The sequence below is a fragment of the Microtetraspora niveoalba genome (genome assembly GCF_001570405.1).
In the GTDB taxonomy this organism is placed as follows: domain Bacteria; phylum Actinomycetota; class Actinomycetes; order Streptosporangiales; family Streptosporangiaceae; genus Microtetraspora; species Microtetraspora niveoalba.
Genome location: NZ_BBYM01000027.1, coordinates 97,955 through 117,849, shown reverse-complemented (window position 1 = coordinate 117,849; position 19,895 = coordinate 97,955). Strand labels below are relative to the sequence as shown.

At 71.5% G+C, this 19,895-nt stretch carries 13 protein-coding genes and 1 pseudogene; 9 read left to right on the top strand and 5 right to left on the bottom strand.

What is annotated here, in order from left to right; genetic code table 11:
- Positions 1–9 precede the first annotated feature (9 nt).
- Positions 10–1,926: an acetoacetate--CoA ligase gene (locus tag AWQ70_RS25830; RefSeq protein WP_067180933.1), complete on the top strand. Its 1,917-nt coding sequence runs from the start codon at positions 10–12 to the stop codon at positions 1,924–1,926.
- On the opposite strand, the gene AWQ70_RS25825 is transcribed toward AWQ70_RS25830, so the two are convergent.
- On the bottom strand, positions 1,916–2,590 hold the full coding sequence (locus AWQ70_RS25825; RefSeq protein WP_245647149.1) for a response regulator: 675 nt from the start codon (positions 2,588–2,590) through the stop codon (positions 1,916–1,918). The two genes, AWQ70_RS25830 and AWQ70_RS25825, sit on opposite strands and share 11 nt — an antisense overlap.
- Positions 2,587–3,801, bottom strand: coding sequence for a sensor histidine kinase (locus AWQ70_RS25820; RefSeq protein ID WP_067180932.1), 1,215 nt, complete (start codon positions 3,799–3,801; stop codon positions 2,587–2,589). The genes AWQ70_RS25825 and AWQ70_RS25820 overlap by 4 nt, the downstream gene beginning before the upstream one ends.
- Before the next feature lie 100 nt (positions 3,802–3,901).
- On the opposite strand from AWQ70_RS25820, the pseudogene AWQ70_RS25815 reads away from it, so the two are divergent.
- Positions 3,902–4,546: pseudogene (locus AWQ70_RS25815) on the top strand (ABC transporter ATP-binding protein); the annotation flags it as partial.
- 71 nt (positions 4,547–4,617) lie between these two features.
- Positions 4,618–5,415 carry an ABC transporter permease gene (locus tag AWQ70_RS25810; RefSeq protein ID WP_067180927.1) on the top strand — a complete coding sequence of 266 codons (798 nt, stop codon included), beginning with the start codon at positions 4,618–4,620 and terminating at the stop codon, positions 5,413–5,415.
- Between the two features lie 12 nt (positions 5,416–5,427).
- Here the strand turns inward: AWQ70_RS25810 and AWQ70_RS25805 are convergent, their stop codons facing one another.
- Complete coding sequence (locus AWQ70_RS25805) at positions 5,428–6,903, bottom strand: FAD-binding oxidoreductase (RefSeq protein WP_067180924.1); 1,476 nt, start codon at positions 6,901–6,903, stop codon at positions 5,428–5,430.
- 584 nt (positions 6,904–7,487) lie between these two features.
- On the opposite strand from AWQ70_RS25805, the gene AWQ70_RS25800 reads away from it, so the two are divergent.
- Positions 7,488–12,362 carry an NAD-glutamate dehydrogenase gene (locus tag AWQ70_RS25800; protein WP_067180922.1) on the top strand — a complete coding sequence of 1,625 codons (4,875 nt, stop codon included), beginning with the start codon at positions 7,488–7,490 and terminating at the stop codon, positions 12,360–12,362.
- 21 nt (positions 12,363–12,383) lie between these two features.
- On the opposite strand, the gene AWQ70_RS25795 is transcribed toward AWQ70_RS25800, so the two are convergent.
- The gene (locus AWQ70_RS25795) at positions 12,384–13,442 is read right to left on the bottom strand and encodes a DUF8094 domain-containing protein (protein ID WP_067180919.1); all 1,059 of its coding nucleotides are present in this window, start codon (positions 13,440–13,442) and stop codon (positions 12,384–12,386) included.
- A gap of 123 nt (positions 13,443–13,565) precedes the next feature.
- Here AWQ70_RS25795 and prfB point away from each other — a divergent pair, with 123 nt between their 5' ends.
- Positions 13,566–14,675 (top strand): peptide chain release factor 2, encoded by a 1,110-nt coding sequence (gene prfB, locus AWQ70_RS25790; protein WP_067180917.1) that lies wholly within the window; start codon positions 13,566–13,568, stop codon positions 14,673–14,675.
- Between the two features lie 467 nt (positions 14,676–15,142).
- Here the strand turns inward: prfB and AWQ70_RS25785 are convergent, their stop codons facing one another.
- Complete coding sequence (locus AWQ70_RS25785; protein WP_067180914.1) at positions 15,143–15,328, bottom strand: RING finger protein; 186 nt, start codon at positions 15,326–15,328, stop codon at positions 15,143–15,145.
- A gap of 180 nt (positions 15,329–15,508) precedes the next feature.
- Here AWQ70_RS25785 and ftsE point away from each other — a divergent pair, with 180 nt between their 5' ends.
- From ftsE to AWQ70_RS25765, 4 genes are all read left to right on the top strand, one after another.
- On the top strand, positions 15,509–16,198 hold the full coding sequence (gene ftsE / locus AWQ70_RS25780; protein WP_067129239.1) for a cell division ATP-binding protein FtsE: 690 nt from the start codon (positions 15,509–15,511) through the stop codon (positions 16,196–16,198).
- A gap of 73 nt (positions 16,199–16,271) precedes the next feature.
- The gene (ftsX, locus tag AWQ70_RS25775) at positions 16,272–17,171 is read left to right on the top strand and encodes a permease-like cell division protein FtsX (protein ID WP_067180911.1); all 900 of its coding nucleotides are present in this window, start codon (positions 16,272–16,274) and stop codon (positions 17,169–17,171) included.
- Between the two features lie 60 nt (positions 17,172–17,231).
- Complete coding sequence (gene smpB / locus AWQ70_RS25770; protein WP_067180908.1) at positions 17,232–17,714, top strand: SsrA-binding protein SmpB; 483 nt, start codon at positions 17,232–17,234, stop codon at positions 17,712–17,714.
- A 3-nt stretch (positions 17,715–17,717) separates the two neighbouring features.
- The gene (locus AWQ70_RS25765; protein WP_084517809.1) at positions 17,718–19,601 is read left to right on the top strand and encodes a penicillin-binding transpeptidase domain-containing protein; all 1,884 of its coding nucleotides are present in this window, start codon (positions 17,718–17,720) and stop codon (positions 19,599–19,601) included.
- Positions 19,602–19,895 lie beyond the last annotated feature (294 nt).

Sequence of the window (19,895 nt, the reverse complement as noted above, 5' to 3'; positions counted from 1 at the left end):
GATGGGGGCATGGTCGAGGAAGGTGCTCTGCTGTGGGAACCCACCGCGGAGGTCGTGCGCAACGCGAAGATCACCCGCTATGCCGAATGGCTCGGCAGGGAGGGTGACTATCAGGACATATGGCGCTGGTCGGTCGAGTCGCCGGCCGAGTTCTGGACGTCGATCTGGGACTACTTCGGTGTGGTGGGCGAGCGCGGGGACGGCCCGGTCCTCAGTGGGACGATGCCCGACGTCACCTGGTTCGAGGGCACGACCCTCAACTACGCCGAGAACGCGCTGCGCGGTGATCCCGACCGCCTTGCCGTGATATTTCGTGATGAGTCCGGAAACGGGCGGACGTACACGCTGGGCGAGCTGCGGGCCGAGGTCGGCCGGGTCCGGGCGGGCCTGGTCCGGCTCGGCGTGGGTCGGGGCGACCGGGTCGCCGCGTACGTGCCGAACATCCCCGAGGCGCTGATCGCCTTCCTGGCCACGGCCTCGCTCGGGGCGATCTGGTCGTCCTGCTCGCCCGACTTCGGCGCGCCGAGCGTCATCGACCGGTTCACCCAGATCGAGCCGAAGGTCCTCATCGCCGTCGACGGCTACCGCTACAACGGCAAGGAGTTCGGCCGGGCCGGCGTCGTCCGCGACATCGCCGCCAAGCTGCCCGGCCTGGCCGCGACGGTCTGGATCTCCTCCACCCCGGACGCCGCCGGAGAGGGGCTGGACTGGGCGGCCCTGCGCGCCGAGGCGGCCGAGCCCGAGTTCGAGCGGGTCCCCTTCGGCCACCCGCTGTGGGTGCTCTACTCCTCCGGCACCACCGGCCTGCCCAAGCCGATCGTGCACGGCCACGGCGGCATCGTGCTCGAACACCTCAAGGCGCTCAGCTTCCACCAGGACCTGGGCGAGGGCGACGTGTTCTTCTGGTACACCACCACCGGCTGGATGATGTGGAACTTCCTCATCGGCGGCCTGCTCGTCGGCTCCACCGTCGTGCTGTACGACGGCAGCGCCGCCCATCCGGACACCGGCGCGCTGTGGGAGCTGGCCGCGGAGGAGGGCGTCACCTACTTCGGCACCGGCGCGCCGTACATCGTGGCCTCGATGAAGGCGGGCCTGCGGCCCACCGGGCTGGAGCGGCTGCGGGGCATCGGCTCGACCGGGTCGCCGCTGCCGCCCGAGGGCTTCGCGTGGATCTACGCGGACGTCAAGCCGGACGTGCAGCTCGGGTCGTTCTCCGGCGGCACGGACGTCTGCACGGGGTTCGTGGGCGCGACGCCGCTGCTGCCGATCAGGGCGGGGGTGATCCCGTGCCGCTGCCTCGGCGCCCGCGTCGAGTCGTTCGACCCTGCGGGCACGCCCGTGGTCGGCGAGGTGGGCGAGCTGGTGGTGACCGCGCCCATGCCCTCGATGCCGGTCATGTTCTGGAACGACCCGGCCGGCGACCGCTACCGCGAGTCGTACTTCGCGGACTATCCGGGCGTGTGGCGGCACGGCGACTGGATCAAGATCCTGCCGGACGGCGGATGCGTCATCTACGGCCGGTCCGACTCCACGCTCAACCGGGGCGGCGTCCGCATGGGGACCAGCGAGTTCTACCGGGTCGTCGAGCGGTTCGAGGAGATCGAGGACAGCCTGGTGATCGACACCGGGCAGCTCGGCCAGGACGGGCGGCTGCTGCTCTACGTGACCCTCGTCCCCGGCGCCGAGCTGTCCGACGAGCTGGTCGCCCGGCTGCGCGCGGCCCTGCGGACCGAGCTGTCCCCCCGCCACGTGCCGGACGAGTTCCATCCGGTCCCCGGCATCCCGAGGACCCTCTCCGGCAAGAAGCTGGAGGTCCCCGTACGGAAGATCCTGCTCGGCACCCCGGTCGAGAAGGCCGCCAACCGCGACGCCATGGCCAACCCCGAGGTCCTCGCCCACTTCGTGCCGCAGGCTACGACCTGAGGCCGCTCTCGTAGGCGACGATGACGAGCTGGGCGCGGTCGCGGGCGTCCAGCTTGGTCAGCAGCCGGCCGACGTGGGTCTTGACCGTGGCCAGGCTGAGGCGCAGGTGCTCGGCGATCTCGGTGTTGGACAACCCGCGGGCGATCAGCCCGAGCACCTCGCGCTCGCGCTCCGTCACCCCGTCCAGCGTGCGGGTGAGCGGCCGCGCCGGCTCCGGCCGGCGGGCGAACTCCGCGATGAGGCGGCGGGTCACGCCGGGCGCGAGCAGGGCGTCGCCCGCGGCGACGACCCCGATCGCGGCGAGCAGGTCCGCCGGCGGCGTGTCCTTGAGCAGGAAGCCGCTCGCCCCCGCCCGCAGCGCGCCGTACACGTAGACGTCCAGGTCGAACGTCGTGAGGATGAGGACCCGCACCCCGGCCGTCTCGGGCGAGCCGCAGATCCGGCGGGTCGCCTCGATGCCGTCCATCTCGGGCATCCGGACGTCCATGAGGACGACGTCGGGCCGTTCGGCGCGGGCCAGCTCCACCGCCTCCGCGCCGGTGGCCGCCTCGCCGACCACCGTCAGCCCCGGCGCGGTCTCGACCAGGAGCCGGAAACTGCCGCGCAGCAGGGCCTGGTCGTCGGCGACCAGCACACGCACCGGCTCGCTCACCGGCTCGCTCACTGTTCCACTCCCGTCCTCGCGCCCGCCGGCCCGTACGGCAGGCGGGCGGACACGCCGAACCCTCCCTCGGGCCGCGGCCCCGCCGTGAAAGTCCCGCCGTACATCATGGCGCGCTCGCGCATCCCGGTCAGGCCGTGTCCGGCGGCGTCGGGGGGAAGGACGCGGCGGCCGGGGCCGTCGTCGGTCACGTCGATCCGCGCCTCACGCCCGTCCGCCCGGATCCGCACCCTGCAGCGGGCCGGCGCCGCGTGCTTCACCACGTTCGTCACGGCCTCCTGCACGATCCGGTAGATCGACAGCTCGACGCCCTCCGGCAGGCCGTCCGTGCCGCGTACGTCGAGGTCGACGCGGACCCCGGCCGCCGCGGCCCGCTCGGCCAGCGCGGGCAGCGCGGCGACCCCCGGCGCGGGCGCGAGATCCTCGGCCGTCTCGGAACGGAGCACCCCCAGCATCCGCCGCATCTCGGTCAGGGCGCCCCTGCCCTCGGCCTCGATCACGCGCAGCGCCTCGACCGCGTCGTCCGGCCGCGCCCCGGCCCGCGTCGCGACGTGGTGGGTCGTGCCCGCCTTGACCGTGATCAGGCTCAGGCTGTGCGCGACGATGTCGTGCAGCTCGCGGGCGATGCGCAGGCGCTCCTCCGTCACGGCCCGCCGTGCGAGCTGGTCGGCCCACCGGGCCGCGTACGCCCGCCGCTCCCGTACGGCGTGGCCGACCGTGAACGTGCCGGCCATGGCGACGAAACCGGCGGGGACCAGGCCCAGGTGGTTCGCCCACCGCGGGGGGACCGCCGGAACGGACAGCCCGAAGGCCAGCAGCCCGACGAACCCCGCCGCCGTGGCCGCGCCGAGGGCGGGTACGGCGGCCCCGCCCCGGGGGCGGCGGGTGGACGCGATCGTGTAGAGGGCGTAGCAGGCGGCGAGGAACGGGTCACGCAAGACACCGAGGAGCACCGCCGCGAGCGACGCCGCCATGACGGCGCAGAGGACAGGGACCGGCCACAGCCGCCGGAGGGCCCCGGGCAGGCCCACCACGGCCGCGACCAGCGCGTCCACCCACAGCGGCACCCCGGGGGCGTGCGCCCGGCCGGGGGCGAGCGTCTGCGTGAGCAGCACCCCGGTGTACACGGCGGCCACCAGGCAGTCGAGCGCGACCAGCGTGCGCCGGGAGACCGGCCACGCCCGGTGCCCGGCGTCCCGCGGGGAATCGTCCACCCGGCGACGGTACCCGTGCCGCTCCCACCGCGCCTCAGCCCCAGGACTGACAGCCCGTGGTCCGATGTGCGGGACCGGTGTCACGCGCCATCGTGAGCCCATGATCGAGATACGCGACCTGGTCAAGCGGTACGGCCGGACGACGGCCGTCGACCGGCTGTCCTTCACGGTGCGCCCGGGACGGGTCACCGGCTTCCTCGGGCCCAACGGGGCGGGCAAGTCGACCACGATGCGGGTGGTCCTCGGCCTCGACGCGCCCACCTCCGGTGAGGCGCTCGTCGACGGCCGGCGCTACGCGTCGATCCGCGGGCCGCTGCACCACGTGGGCGCGCTCCTGGACGCGAGCGCGGTCCACCCCGGCCGCAGCGGGTACGACCACCTGCGCGCGCTGGGCCGGACGAACGGCATCGGGCCGCGCCGGGTGGCCGGACTGCTGGAGGAGGTCGGGCTGGCCGGTGCGGCGAGGAAGCGGGTGAAGGAGTTCTCGCTCGGCATGAGGCAGCGGCTGGGGATCGCCGCCGCGCTGCTCGGCGACCCCGCCGTGCTCATGCTCGACGAGCCGGTCAACGGCCTGGACCCCGAGGGCGTGCGGTGGATCCGCGGGCTGCTGCGCTCGCTCGCCGCCGAGGGCCGCACCGTCCTGCTGTCCAGCCATCTGATGAGCGAGATGGAGCTCACCGCCGACCACCTCGTGATCATCGACGGCGGCCGGTTGGTCGCGGACTCGCCGATGCGCGACCTCGTGCCGGACGGCGGGTCGCTGGAGGACGTCTACCTGCGGCTGACCGCGCGCGGCCCGGCACGCGAGGCGGCCCGGTGAACGCGCTGCTCTCCGCCGAGTGGCTCAAGCTCCGCTCGGTGCGCTCGACGTACGCCCTGGTCGCGGTGGCCGCGTCGGCCGTGCTGCTCGCGGCCCTGCTCACCTGGCCGGCCGTGGTCGCCTGGGACCGGCAGCCGCCGGAAGTGCGGGCCCGCTGGCAGGGCATCCCCATCGAGCAGTACCTCGTGTTCGTCCCCCAGCTCTGCATGGGCGTGCTCGGCGTGCTGGCCGTCTCCTCCGAGTACGCCACCGGCCTGATCAGGCCGACCCTCGTTGCCGTCCCCGGGCGGATCGGGGTGCTGGCCGCCAAGGCCGCCGTCGTCGGCGCCGCCGGGCTGGTCACCGGAGAGGCGGCGGTGTTCGGGACGTTCGCCGTCAGCCGCGCGCTGATCGGCGATCGCCCCTTCCCCAACCACACGTCGCCGCTGCCGGAGGAGCTCCCCCTGCTGCTGTGCCTGGGGCTCTCGGTCGCGGTGTTCGCCGTGGTCGGCCTGGCGCTCGGCGCGGCCACCCGCTCCACGGCGGCGGGGGTGGTCTGCGTCGTCGCGGTGCTCTTCGTGATCCCGGTCATCGTGAGCTACCTGCCCGGTCCGTGGAACGTCCGCGTCGGCGCGGTGATGCTGCCCGACCTGCCCACCCAGCTCGTCGGGGCCGTCTTCGACACCGGGATCACGACGGGGCCGTGGGCGCGGGTCGCGTTCCTCCCGCCCGGCTGGGCGTGGGCCGTGCTCGCGGCGTACGTCGTGGCGCCGCTCGCCGCCGCGGCGGTCCTGCTGCGCCGTCGCGACGCCTGAGGCGGGGAACGGTCAGACGCCCTGGGGGAGGCGGAACAGGCGGCCCGGGTCGTAGGCGGCCTTGACCCGGGCCAGCCGCTCGGCGTTGGCCCCGTAGTACTGCCGCCGCCAGCCGGTCAGCTCCGGGTCGATGTAGTTGACGTACGCGTGGTCGCCGAAGTGGGGCCGCATCGCCGCGTGGGCGGCCCGGGTCCAGGCGGCGGCCCCCGCCCGGTGGGCGTAGTACTGCACGCTGAACAGGGCCCGGCGGTGCGGGAAGGCGGTCGCGCCCGGCGCGATCCTGCCGACCGCGCCGCCGAGCGCGTCGAGCAGCACCGAGTGCCGCCCGGACGCGGCCACCTGCCCGAGCAGCGCGCCGATCCCCGCCCCGGACAGCGGCGCGTACGCCATGTGCGACTTGGCGGAGAACGCGTCGCGCACCAGCCGCCCGTTCGAGGTCTGCCCCGGCAACGAGCCGGGGCGGTGGCACTGCGAGACCGACATCGTCGAGCATCCGGCCATGATCATCATGGCGTGGCCGTACGAGGTCGGGGAGATCCACCGGCTGGAGGGGTCCGACCCCACCCGGCGGACGAGGTCGGCGAGCAGGCGTTCGCAGCCCGCCCGGCCGCCGACGTACAGGCCGCCGATCTGCACGTCGAGCGAGGGGTCGTGGTTCAGGTGCAGGTTGGACCACATGGCGTCCGGCGCGTGCGGCGCCCACGCCTGCCACGCCCGTACGGCCGCGGCCGCCTTCTTCCACGGCCAGTGCAGGAAGAAGACGGTGACGTCGCGGGTGGTGTGGGTCCGGAAGGTGAAGGACGTCGCCACGCCGAAGTTGCCGCCGCCGCCTCCCCGTGACGCCCAGTAGAGGTCGGGGTGCTCGGTGGCCGAGCAGGTGAGGGTCCGCCCGTCGGCGGTCACGATGCGCGCCGACTCCAGCACGTCGCAGGTCAGGCCGTACTTGCGGGAGACGACGCCGATGCCGCCGCCCAGCGTCAGCCCGGCGACGCCGACGGTCGGGCACGACCCGGCGGGGATGCTCACGCCGTGCTTCCCGAGCTGGGCGTAGACGTCGACCAGCCGGGCGCCCGCGCCGACGGTGGCCCGCCCGGCGGAGTACCCGACCGTGCTCATCGGCGACACGTCGACGACCAGGCCGGGACCGGTGGACCAGCCCGCGTAGCTGTGGCCGCCCGACCGCGAGGTCACCGCGACGCCGTACCTGCGGGCGAAGGCGAGGCACTCCGCCACGTCCGCGGCGCTCCGGCAGTACGCCACGGCGGCGGGCCGCGTCGCGTCGAACGCGGTGTTGAACACCAGACGCGCCGCGTCGTAGGACGCGTCGCCGGGGCGGATCAGCCGCCCGCCGAGGCCGCGGGCGAGCGCGGTCCAGTCCGCGGGCCGGGGGCCGGCCCAGGCGGGCGTGCCGGAGGCGAGGGCGGCGCCCGACGCGAGGGCCGTACCGGCCAGCGCCGAGACGCGGAGGAAGGCGCGCCGGTCGATCATGGTTCACTCCCCGAGGTTCGATCTCCCTCGTGAGACGCGCCATGATCGATGATGGTTTGGTCACATTCGGGTCACCGCGCCGTCTCGGCGGCGCGGGAACCCCGGCGTGGTACGGCGATCGGCCCGGGTGGTCAAGTTGACGTGTGTGGCGTTCTGAGGTGGTATCGGGATCGTGGGTGGCGTGGAGCTCCGGGTCAATGGGGATCGGGAGACGAACGGGCACCTGAGGAGATGACATGTCGGGGACGCGTCGGTCGGGTCGCGGGGGCTGCACCCCGCGCTGTGGGATGCTGGTCGCACCGTCCTCTGCCGGCGTGACCGGTCCGCCTCCTATCACGAGGTCCCGGACCCTCCGCTGAGATCATCGCGAACCCGACATCGGGTGCCGACCACATACATTCCCCCTTTTGCGGAACGATCGCCTCGCCATGGGGCAGTACCACCAGGACCGCAACGAATATCCAGAACCTCACAAAGGAGTGAGTAGCGAGATGCCGCTCGAGACGGCGGGGAGCCGGCGCGGACCGGGAACGGCGCGCGGATCGGAAACGGCCCAGACGGAGCCGGAACCTGACGGGGCACGGGTGGGGCGCGGACCGGGGGAGGCGCTGGACAGGCTGCTCCGCGACGCCGCCGAGAAGTGCGCGCCCGCCCCGGAATCCTCCTCGGGCGGGGACGTCCTCGCCTTCCTCCGTGACTACTACCGCCACGTCCCCATCGAGGACCTGGCCGACCGCGACCCCGCGGACGTGTACGGCCCGGCCATGGCCCACCGGCGGCTCGCCGAGCACCGGCCCCAGGGCAGGGCGCTGGTCAGCGCCTACACGCCGACCATGGAGGAGTGCGGCTGGGACCCCGGCCACTCCGTGATCCAGGTCGTCACCGACGACATGTCGTTCCTCGTCGACTCGGTGACGATGGAGCTCGACCGGCACCACATCGGCATCCACCTCCTCGTCCACCCCCAGATGCGCGTCCGCCGGGACATGGCCGGCGCGATGCTCGGCCCCGGCCAGGAGGAGGCCGCCGGCCAGGTCCTGCCCGAGTCGTGGATGCACATCGAGATCGACCGGCAGACCGACCCCGCCGTGCTCAAGGAGCTGGAGGCCGATCTCCAGCGGGTCCTGCAGGACGTCCGCCAGGCCGGCGAGGACTTCCCCAAGATGCGCGCGCTGGCCGTCAACACGGCGGAGGACGTCGCCGCCGACCCGCCGCCGCTCAGCCAGGCCGAGGTCGCCGACAGCGTCGAGCTGCTGCGCTGGCTCGCCGACGACCACTTCACGTTCCTCGGCTCCCGGGAGTACCGCCTGGAGCAGACCGAGGAGGGCGACGCGCTGCGCGCCATCCCCGGCACCGGCCTCGGCATCCTCCGCGCCGACAAGGCGGGCTCCGACAGCTTCGCCGCGCTGCCGCCGAAGGTGCGCGCCAAGGCCCGCGAGAAGCAGCTCCTGATCGTCACTAAGGCCAACAGCCGCGCCACCGTGCACCGCCCGGCCTACCTCGACTACATCGGCGTCAAGCTCTTCTCGCCGCAGGGCGAGGTCATCGGCGAGCGCCGTTTCCTCGGCCTGTTCACCCACGTGGCGTACAACGAGTCGATCGCGCGGATCCCCGTGCTGGGACGCAAGCTCGCCGACGTGCTCGACCGGGCCGGGCTGGCCGCCGACAGCCACGACGGTCAGGACCTGAAGGAGATCCTGGAGACCTACCCCCGGGCCGAGCTGTTCCAGATCCCGGTGGACGAGCTGCTGCCGATCGCGCTCGGCGTGCTCCGGCTGCGCGAGCGCAAGCAGGTCAAACTGTTCCTGCGCAGGGACGACTACGGCCGCTACATCTCCTGCCTGATCTACCTCCCCCGCGACCGGTACACCACCAAGATCCGGCTGCGGATGCAGGAGATCCTGCTCAAGACGCTCGGCGGCGCCTCGCTCGACTACAGCACGATGATCGGTGAGCAGCCGCTGGCCCGCCTCCACATCGTGATCCGGGGCGAGCGCGGCAGGTCGCTCGCGGAGGTCCCGGTCGACGTCGAGGAGCTGGAGGCCCGGATCGCGGCCGCAACCCGCTCCTGGGACGACGACCTGGCCGCCGCCGTCACCGAGCTCTGCTCCCCGGAGGAGAGCCCCGCCCTGATCGCCCGGTACGCCAACGCCTTCCCCGAGGGCTACAAGGCCGACTTCCCCGCGAGCACCGCCGTCACCGACCTGAAGCGGCTGGAGGAGCTCTCCGCCGACGACTCCGGCGACATCGGGATGAACCTCTACGAGCCGTACGGCGCGGCCGAGGGGGAGCGGCGGTTCAAGATCTACCGGATCGGCGCGCCCATCTCGCTGTCGCACGCCCTGCCGCTGCTGCAGCGCATGGGCGTCGAGGTCGTCGACGAGCGCCCGTACGAGATCAGGCGGGACGGCGACACGGTCAAGGACGCCTGGATCTACGACTTCGGCCTGCGCTACACCCCCTCCGGCGAGGTCGACAGGAACGACGTCAAGCGGCTCTTCCACGCCGCCTTCGGCGCCCTGTGGCGCGGCGAGGTCGAGAACGACGGCTTCAACGCGCTCGTGCTGGCCGGGGGCCTCACCTGGGAGCAGGCCGAGATCCTCCGCGCGTACGCCAAGTACCTGCGCCAGACGAGCAGCACGTTCAGCCAGGAGTACATCGAGAAGGTGCTGCTCGGCAACGTCCGGCTGGCCCGGCTGCTCGTGCGGCTCTTCGAGGCGCGGCTCGCGCCCGGCCGTTCGGAGGAGGTCCGGTCGGAGCTGTGCGACGCGCTCCAGGAGGAGGTCCTCGCCTCGCTCGACGAGGTCGCGTCGCTCGACGAGGACCGCATCCTGCGGGCCTACCTGGAGATGATCGCCGCGACCCTGCGGACGAACTTCTACCAGTCCGCCGAGGGCGGCGGGCGCAAGCCGTACATCTCGCTCAAGTTCGACCCGCAGGCGATCAGCGTGCTGCCGCTGCCGCGGCCGAAGTACGAGATCTTCGTGTACTCGCCGCGTGTCGAGGGCGTGCACCTCAGGTTCGGGAAGGTCGCCCGCGGCGGCCTGCGCTGGTCGGACCGCATGGAGGACTTCCGCACCGAGATCCTCGGCCTGGTCAAGGCCCAGATGGTGAAGAACACCGTCATCGTCCCCACCGGGTCCAAGGGCGGCTTCGTCGTGAAGCACCCGCCCGCGGGCGGCAGGGACGAGGTGCTGGCCGAGGGCGTCGCCTGCTACCGCCAGTTCATCTCCGGCCTGCTGGACATCACCGACAACCTGGTGAACGGCGAGGTCGTCCCGCCGCGTGACGTCGTCCGGCACGACGGCGACGACACCTACCTCGTGGTCGCCGCAGACAAGGGCACCGCGTCGTTCTCCGACATCGCCAACGAGGTGGCCGAGGAGTACGGCTTCTGGCTCGGCGACGCCTTCGCCTCCGGCGGCTCGGTCGGGTACGACCACAAGGGCATGGGCATCACCGCCAGGGGCGCCTGGGAGTCGGTGAAGTACCACTTCCGGGGCCTGGGCGTGGACGTCCAGACCACCGACTTCACCGTCGTCGGCATCGGCGACATGTCCGGCGACGTCTTCGGCAACGGGATGCTCCTGTCGGAGCACATCCGGCTGGTGGCCGCCTTCGACCACCGGCACGTCTTCGTCGACCCGGCGCCCGACGCGGCCACCGGCCACGCCGAGCGCCGCCGCCTGTTCGCGCTGCCGCGCAGCTCCTGGGCCGACTACGACGCGTCGCTGATCTCGGCGGGCGGCGGCGTGTGGCCGCGCACCGCCAAGTCGATCCCGGTGTCGCCGCAGATGCGGGCCGCGCTGGGCATCCCCGAGGGCGTCACCGCCCTCGCGCCCAACGACCTCATCAGCGCGATCCTCACGTCCCCCGTGGACCTCCTGTGGAACGGCGGCATCGGCACGTACGTCAAGGCCGCGTCGGAGAGCCACGCGGACGTCGGCGACAAGGCCAACGACGGCCTGCGCGTCAACGGCGCCGACCTGCGCTGCAAGGTCGTCGGCGAAGGCGGCAACCTGGGCTTCACCCAGCTCGGACGCATCGAGTTCGCCCTGAACGGCGGGCTGATCAACACCGACTTCATCGACAACTCGGCCGGCGTGGACACCTCCGACCACGAGGTGAACATCAAGATCCTGCTCGACCAGGCCGTCCGCGACGGCGACATGACCGACGAGCAGCGCGACAAGCTGTTCCTCGACATGACCGGCGAGGTCGGCGAGCTGGTGCTGCGCGACAACTACGCGCAGAACGTGGTGCTCGGGGCGGCCGGCGCCCAGGCGTCCGACATGCTCCACATCCACGCCCGCTACCTGCGGAAGCTGGAGCGGGCCGGGCTCGTCAACCGCGACCTGGAGAACCTCCCCTCGGACAAGGTCCTGGCCGAGCGGCGGCAGGCGGGCCTCGGGCTCACCCAGCCGGAGTTCTCGGTGCTGCTCGCCTACACCAAGCTCGTGGTGGACGGCGAACTGCTCGCCTCCGACCTGCCCGACGACCCCTACCTCGCCCCGTGGCTCGTGTCCTACTTCCCGTCGGCGCTGCGGGAGCGGTTCGAGGGCTCCATGGACGCGCACCCGCTCCGGCGGGAGATCATCACGACCCGGGTCGTGAACGACGTGGTCAACTTCGGCGGGACGAGCTTCGTCTACCGTTTCGGCGAGGAGACCGGCGCATCCACCCCGGACATCGTCCGGGCCTACCTGGTGGCCCGCGAGGTCTTCGACCTGCCGAGCCTCACCCGCCAGGTCGAGGCACTGGACAACGAGGTCGACACCGCGACCCAGATCGCGATGCTGCTGGAGGGACGCAAGCTGTCCGAGCGCGGCACCCGCTGGCTGCTCGGCAACCGCAGGCCGCCGCTCGACCTCGCGACCACCGCCCGGTTCTTCGCCGACGGCGCGAGCGCGCTGCTGCCGCACCTGCCCAAGCTGCTCACCGGCCGCGACCTCGTCGCGTACGAGGAGCGCAGGGACGGCTTCGTCGCGCGCGGCGTGCCGGACGAGCTGGCCGAGCGGGTCGCCGCGATGGTGCCCGCGTACTCCACGTTCGACGTGGTCGAGATCGCCTCGCTGACCGGGCTCCCGCTGAACGAGGTCGCCGAGGTCTACTTCGACCTCGCCGACCGGCTGCAGCTCGCCCGGCTCAGGGAGCGGGTCATCGCGCTGCCCCGGGACAACCGGTGGAACTCGATGGCGCGTTCCGCGCTCCGTGACGACCTGTACGCCGCGCACGCCACCCTCACCAGGGGCGTGCTGCTGCACAGCGACTCGGGGCTGTCGCCCGAGGAGCGGCTGGCCCGCTGGTCGGAGGCGAACGAGGCGGCCGTCGGACGCGCGCGGCAGACGTTGTCGGAGATCTGGGAGAGCGACCACTTCGACCTCGCCACCCTCTCGGTGGCGCTGCGCGCGGTGCGCACCCTCGTCGCGTCGAGCAACCTGCCGCACACCGACGAGTGAGGACGCGCCGGGTGACCGGGGTCAGCGGGTCGTGGCCTTGGTCACCCGGCCGTCGTAGCCGATGACGTGCGCGGGCGCGGTGGAGCTCTTGGGCGGCACCGCGCTCGCGTACTGCTGCGTCTCGATGATCCGCCGCTCCCTGCGCACCACCGGGTTGCCCAGGTCCCACTTGGCGTCCTTCGGCACGGCGAGCGGACGGCCGTACCCGCAGCTCAGCACCGGCGACCACGTGCTGGTCCGCAGCAGCGTGTACAGGATGAGGCCGCCGCCGTCCTTCGTGCGCAGCGCGAAGACCGGATAGTCCACGGCGGCGGCGAACAGCGAGTCGAAGTTCATGCAGTCGGCCTGGCGCGCCTTCTCCCGCCGCTGCTTGATCTCGGTGGCGTACCCGGTGGTCTGCGGGCCGGGCGCGATCAGGCCGGAGGCGAAGCCGTCCTTGCCCTCCTCGGCGATCGTCGCGTGCAGCGGCCCCATCAGGTTGGGGCTGATCGCCACACTCTGGTCGCGGGAGTCGAGGGGGATCGCGTAGCCGTCCTCGTCGAGGGCCGCCTGTGGCGCCTTCTCGCCCTCGTACAGCAGCGTGGCGAAGCTGTTCTGCCACGCCGCCTTCGCGTTCTGCCGTACGAACGTGAGCACGGCCGTCCTGACCTCGCCGGAGGAGTCGCGGCGCTCGACGGTCGCGGCGAACCACTGGCGGGACGCCTTGGCCGGAAGCCGGGGCACCAGCAGCGTGCGCTCACCCCACGTGTAACGGGGCGGCTTCCCGCCGGAGGCGTGGTACTGGGCGATGGTGATCGGGCGCTGCCCGTCCCTGGAGAGCTGGATCATCCAACGCTGTGCCCGGCCGGCCCAGACCACGTCATCGGTCGCGAGATAGGAGTCCAGCGCCGTACGGGCCTCCGCGAGCGTCACTGCGGGCGCGGCGGGCGGCCGGCTCGGCGACGGCGACGCGCTCGCCGTGGCGGCGACCGGGCTGGGCGAGGGGGCGGGCGCGGCTCCCGCGCAGGCCGCGGTGGCGGCGAGGGCGAGCACGAGCGCCGGACGGCAGGCGAACGCGAGCACGCGCGCGGCTCCGTCCACCCCGTGGCCTCCTCTCGCGTGTCGGCACGCCCACAGCGGCCGCATGAGGGGCCACATCCCGGCCACATCGTAGCCAAGGCGCCGTACTCAACAGGGTCCCGTGTTCGCGTACCCTTTACAGACGTGGCAGTCATCGATCCAGCCGAAGAGATCAACGAGCTTACCGGCACCCTGAAGGGCATTCAGGACGTGCTCGACCTCGACGCTCTGCACAAGCAGATCGCCGAGCTGGAGGAGCAGGCTGCCGCGCCCGATCTGTGGAACGACGTGGAGAAGGCGCAGCGGGTCACCAGCAAGCTCTCCCACCTGCAGGGCGAGGTCAACCGGGTGGAGGGCCTGGCCAGCCGCCTCGACGACCTGCCGGTGATGTTCGAGCTCGCCGCCGAGGAGGGTGACGAGGAGGCGCTCGCCGAGGCGGAGAAGGAGCTGGCCTCGCTCAAGTCGGACGTCGGCGCCCTCGAAGTGCGCACGCTCCTGTCCGGCGAGTACGACTCCCGCGAGGCGCTCGTCACGATCAACTCGCAGGCCGGCGGCGTGGACGCGGCCGACTGGGCGCAGATGCTCCTCCGCATGTACCTGCGCTGGGCCGAGCGCAAGGGCTACCCGACCGAGGTCTACGAGACGTCGTACGCCGAGGAGGCCGGCATCAAGTCGGCCACGTTCACGGTCAAGGCGCCCTACGCGTACGGCACGCTGCGCGGCGAGCACGGCACGCACCGCCTGGTCCGGATCAGCCCCTTCGACAACCAGGGCCGCCGCCAGACGTCCTTCGCGGGCGTGGACGTCGTGCCCGTCGTGGAGCAGACCGACCATATCGACATCAACGAGGACGACATCCGCGTCGACGTCTACCGCTCATCGGGCCCGGGCGGGCAGGGCGTCAACACGACCGACTCGGCGGTCCGCATCACCCACCTGCCGACCGGCATCGTGGTCTCCTGCCAGAACGAGCGGTCCCAGCTCCAGAACCGGGCGACCGCGATGGCGGTCCTGTCGGCCAAGCTGCTGGAGCGCAAGCGCCAGGAGGAGGCCGCCGCGATGAACGAGCTGCGCGGCGAGACGACGACCTCCTGGGGCACCCAGATCCGGAACTACGTCCTGCACCCGTACCAGATCGTGAAGGACCTGCGCACGGGCGTCGAGGCCGGCAACCCCAGCGCCGTCCTGGACGGCGACCTCGACGAGTTCATCGAGGGCGAGATCCGCTGGATGCGCCGCCAGGAGAACCAGTAACCTCCCGGAGCTCCTCTCCTCCCCCTCGCGAGCCGCGAGGGGCGAGGAGCCCGCGCCCCGCACAAGCCGACTTCAGTCGCCCCGAGCCGCGCGAGCACCCTCCATCATTACGGCGTCCAGCCATCACGCGAGGGGCGCGGCGGTGTCCGGACTGAGGCACGAGCCAACTTCAGGCACCCGAACCGCCGAGCGCCATCGATCGTTACGGCGGCCGGCCATCGCGCGAGGGGCGCGGCGGTGTCCGGACTGAGGCACGAGCCAACTTCAGGCACCCGAACCGCCGAGCGCCATCGATCGTTACGGTGGCCGGCCATCGCGCGAGGGGCGCGGCGGTGTCCGGACTGAGGAGCGAGTGGGGAGCGAGGGACGAGCGACTCCGAGTGACGAGGGAAGACAGCGCCTGAGGGCGCCCCGAGCCCGCGCGAGCGAAGCGAGCGCCATGAACACAGCGAGGTCAATAAACGCCCTCAGCCGCTGACGTGTTTGAGGGCGAGCAGGGCCAGGGCGAGGATCACCGTCAGGGCGATGACCGCCGGCGGCAGCCCGAAGAAGCCGTGGTGGTGGACCTTGGCCCGGCCCTCCCGGCACACCGGGCAGCGGCCCTCGACCACGGGGCCGGCGCACGCGGCGCAGATCAGATGTTCACAGCTCATGGCACCTCTTCCTTCCCGCCAGGCAGACCCTAATCGTTTTGTTTCCGTTATGGACGTTCCATGCCAGTGTTACCCCCTAGACTGGCCTTCGGCCAATCGGAACGTCGATCCTTCGCAAAGAGACCGGCGCCCCCCGAGCCCGATGTCCCAACCCCTAGACTGGCTTGCCGTGATGCGCCCGTGATCCATTTCGATAATGTCAGCAAGGTCTACGCGAACCAGAACCGGCCCGCCCTCGACCACGTGAGCGTGGACGTCGACAAGGGCGAGTTCGTGTTCCTCGTCGGTCCGTCGGGATCGGGGAAGTCCACCTTCCTCAGGCTGGTCCTCAAGGAGGAGCGGCCCAATTCCGGCGCGATCCATGTCGCCGGAAAGGATCTCGCGAAGCTCTCGAACTTCAAGGTGCCGCACCTGCGGCGCCGTATCGGATGCGTCTTCCAGGATTTCCGGCTGCTGCCGAAGAAGAACGTCTACGAGAACGTGGCGTTCGCCCTCGAGGTCATCGGAAAGCCCAGGCGCTTCATCCGCAAGGTCGTGCCCGAGGTCATCGAACTCGTCGGCCTGGAGGGCAAGGCCCACCGCATGCCGGAGGAGCTGTCGGGTGGCGAGCAGCAGCGGGTGGCCATGGCCCGCGCGTTCGTGAACCGTCCTATGATCCTCCTTGCCGACGAGCCGACCGGGAACATCGACCCGGCGACGAGCATCGGCATCATGAAGGTGCTCGACCGCATCAACAGGACCGGCACCACCGTGCTGATGGCCACGCACGACGCGGCCATCGTCGACTCCATGCGCAAGCGTGTGGTCGAGCTGGAGGACGGCAAGATCGTCCGGGACCAGTCGCGCGGCGTGTACGGCCAGGCGTACTAGCCCACGAGCGGCGGACGGGCCGGCGCCAGGCGCCGCCTGGACGCCGCGTAGTCAGTTTGGAGTAACGGGGAGCATGCGGGCCAATTTCATCTTCTCCGAGGTCTGGATCGGCCTCCGCCGAAACCTCACGATGACCATCGCGGTCGTCGTGACCGTCGCGGTCGGCATGGGCCTGCTCGGCATCGGGCTGATGATCAACTCCCAGGTCTCGTCGTTGACCAACGTCTGGATGAACAAGGTCGAGCTCTCGGTCTTCCTCTGCGGGAAGAACGACGCGTTCCCCGCCTGCAAGAACAAGGGCGCGATCACCGCGGACCAGAAGGCCAAGCTGAAGCAGACGATCGAGAGCATGCCCGACGTCGAGAAGGTCGACTACGAGGACCAGAACCGGGCGTACCAGAACTTCAAGGAGGGCGGGAACAACAACATCCTGCTCTCGGTGCTCAAGCCGGAGGACCTGCCCGAGTCCTTCCGGGTGAAGCTCAAGGACCCGGACAAGGCGTCCGCGGTGGAGCAGAGCCTCAAGGGCCAGGCGGGCGTCTCCAACATCGTGAACCAGCGCCAGATCCTCGACACGGCGTTCGGCTTCATGGAGAAGCTCAAGTACATGGCCCTCTCGATCGCCATCCTGATGGTGATCGCGGCCACCCTGCTGATCGGCAACACGGTGCGGCTCTCGGCGTACAACCGCCGGAGGGAGACCGGCATCATGCGGCTGGTGGGCGCCTCGAACGTCTACATCCAGCTTCCGTTCGTCATGGAAGGCGTCATCGCCGGCCTGATCGGCGGCGTCTTCGCGGCGGTCCTGCTGATCGTCACGAAGGTCATCATCTTCGACCAGATCCAGATGTACATGTCCGCGCCGCTGAGCTGGAACACACTCGCCGGAGTGATCACGCTGACCATGGTCGTGGGCGTGGTGATCTGTCTCCTCGCGTCCTTCGTGACCCTGCGCCGCTACCTGAGGGTGTGACGGGGCATGGTCGCGCTCTCCCGCGCCGTTCGACGCGCCGGCCGCCGGTAGGCTCCCTATATGCCACGTGAGATCGGGCGCAAGCTCATCGCTCAGAACAAGCGTGCCCGGCACGACTACTTCATCGAGGACACGTACGAGGCCGGGCTCGTCCTCACCGGCACGGAGGTCAAGTCCCTCCGGGCCGGAAAGGCCAATCTCACCGACGGCTACGCCACCGTGGACGGCGGTGAGGCATGGCTGATCAACGTGTACATCCCTGAGTACAGCCAGGGCACGTGGACCAACCACGCCGCGCGGCGGACCCGCAAGCTGCTGCTGCACCGCAAGGAGATCGGCAAGATCCAGCAGGTCCTCAAGGAGCGCGGCCTGACGCTGGTGCCCCTCGCCCTGTACTTCAAGGACGGCAAGGCCAAGATCGAGATCGGCATCGCGCGCGGTAAGAAGGACTACGACAAGCGGCAGACCCTGATGGAGAAGCAGGCCGACCGCGAGATGGCGCGGGCGATGTCCAACGCCGTCCGGCGGCGGGGGGGCCGCTAGGCCGTGTCCGCCGCGAAAGCCGTACGGGCGGCTCTGGCTCTGGGGCTGGCCGTGCCCATGTTGACCGCCTGTTTCGAGGAGCCGACCCCGCTCGACGCCGTACGAGACTTCCTCGTGGGCTGGCAGAGCGGGGACTACGCGGGCGCGGCCCGCAGGGCGGACGGCGACCCCGCCGTCGTTCGGAAGGCCCTGGAGGACGTCGGCGTCCAGCTCGACGCCGCGTCGTTCCGGTTCTCCCTCAAGGGCGTGAAGCGTGACGGCGACACCGCCAAGGCCGAGTACCACGCCGAGGTGGACCTGGGGGAGAACAACCCCCTGTGGGAGTACGACAGCACGCTGCCGCTCCACCTGGCCGGCGGCCAGTGGAAGATCAAGTGGTCGCCGAGCGTGATCCACCCCGAGCTGCACGCCGGACAGCGGTTCGCCGTGGACGTGGAGCCCCAGGCCAGGCAGCCGATCCTGGACAGCGCGGGCGAGTCCCTGCAGGACGAGACGATCCGCTACGTCGCGGGCGTGTACCCGAACAAGATCGCCGACAAGACGGCGCTGTGCGAGGAGCTGTCCAAGGTCACCGGGTTCGCCGAGGACCGCCTGCTCAGCCGCATCCTGTCGTCGCCGCCGCAGTCGTTCGTGCCGCTCGCGACGTTCGGCGGCAAGACCTTCAACCAGGTCAAGGACAAGCTCAAGGCCATCAGCGGCATCTTCATCACGACCGACAGCATCCCCGTCGCGCCCAAGTCGCCGAAGGACATCGTCGGCCGCGTCGCCGCGATCACCCCGGAGGCGGAGCAGCAGCTCGGCGGCCCGCAGCGGGCCGGTGACACGGTGGGCCGGGACGGCCTGCAGAAGGCGTACCAGGACCAGCTCACCGGCTCCACCGAGACCCGGGTCGTGATCCTCGACGCCTCCGGCAAGCAGGTCAAGGAGCTCAAGGCGTGGCCGGGCCGGGCGAACACCTCGGTCCGCACGACCATCGACTCCGGCCTGCAGGCCGCCGCCGACGGCGCCGTCGCGGCGTCGCCGCGGGTCGCGCTCGTCGCGGTCCAGGCGTCCACCGGCGAGATCCGGGCGGTCGCCACGCAGGGGATGAGCCAGCAGAAGGACGCCCTGGCCGGGAAGTACCCCGCGGGCACCGCCTTCTCGATCATCGCCGCGGACGCGCTGCTCAAGAACGGCTTCGACCCCAAGCAGAAGGTGCCGTGCAGCGCCGACCGGTCCGTGTCCGGCGCGAGGTTCCAGTACGCGGGGGCCACCGGGGCGACCACCCCGACGTTCGCGGCCGACTTCGCGCACGGGTGCGTGACCGCGCTCGCCTCCCTGGCCCGGAGGGTCAGCGGCGACGCGATCGTCGCCAGCGCGGCGAAGTACGGCATCGCCAGCCCGTGGGAGCTGCCGCTCGCCTCGTTCAGCGGCTCCGTGCCCGACCCGGCGAGCGACGCCGCCACCGCGAAGATCATCGCGGGGCAGACCGTGCGGGTGAGCCCGCTGACCATGGCGCTCGTCGCCGGCGCCGTCAAGTCCGGCACCTGGCGTCCCCCGGTGCTGGTCACCTCGCCGTCGTCGCCCGATCCCACCGCCGAGGTGGCCCCGGCCGCGCCGCCCGCCCCCGTCCCGCTCGACCCCACCGTCGTCGAGCAGATCCGTACGCTCATGCGCGCCGGGGTGACCTCGGGGTCGGCCCGCGCCGCGGCCGCTCCCGGCGACCCCGTCTACGGCGTCGCCGCGGGCATCGGCTACGTCGTGAAGAAGCAGCGGCGCGACCTGTCCTGGTTCGTCGGCTGGCAGGACGACATCGCGGTCGCCGTGCTGGCGGAGAGCACCGACGCCTCCGCCGCGTCGGCGGTCGCGGGCCGGTTCTTCCGCTCGGCCGGGCTGAAAAAACTCTGAGAGAAAAAATCTGGGGGGCGAGCAACCATTCCGGCCTCCGGAGGCGTCTCTCTAAGTGACTGAGCACCGCTTGGGGGGTTGCGGACTCAGTCACCGTGATGAGACCAGGGCTCCATCTCGGGGGGAGCCCTGCCGTCCGGACCGGCTCGACCCTGCCGGTCGGCCCCCGGGGGCGTGCGTGATGGCGCGCCTCCGGGGGCTTCATCGTCTCCGCCGGTGATCGGGAATTGGGTTCGCGTGCCCGGTGTTGGGGGATGTATGGTTGCGATGCCGGTCCCCACGGGGCCCGGGTTG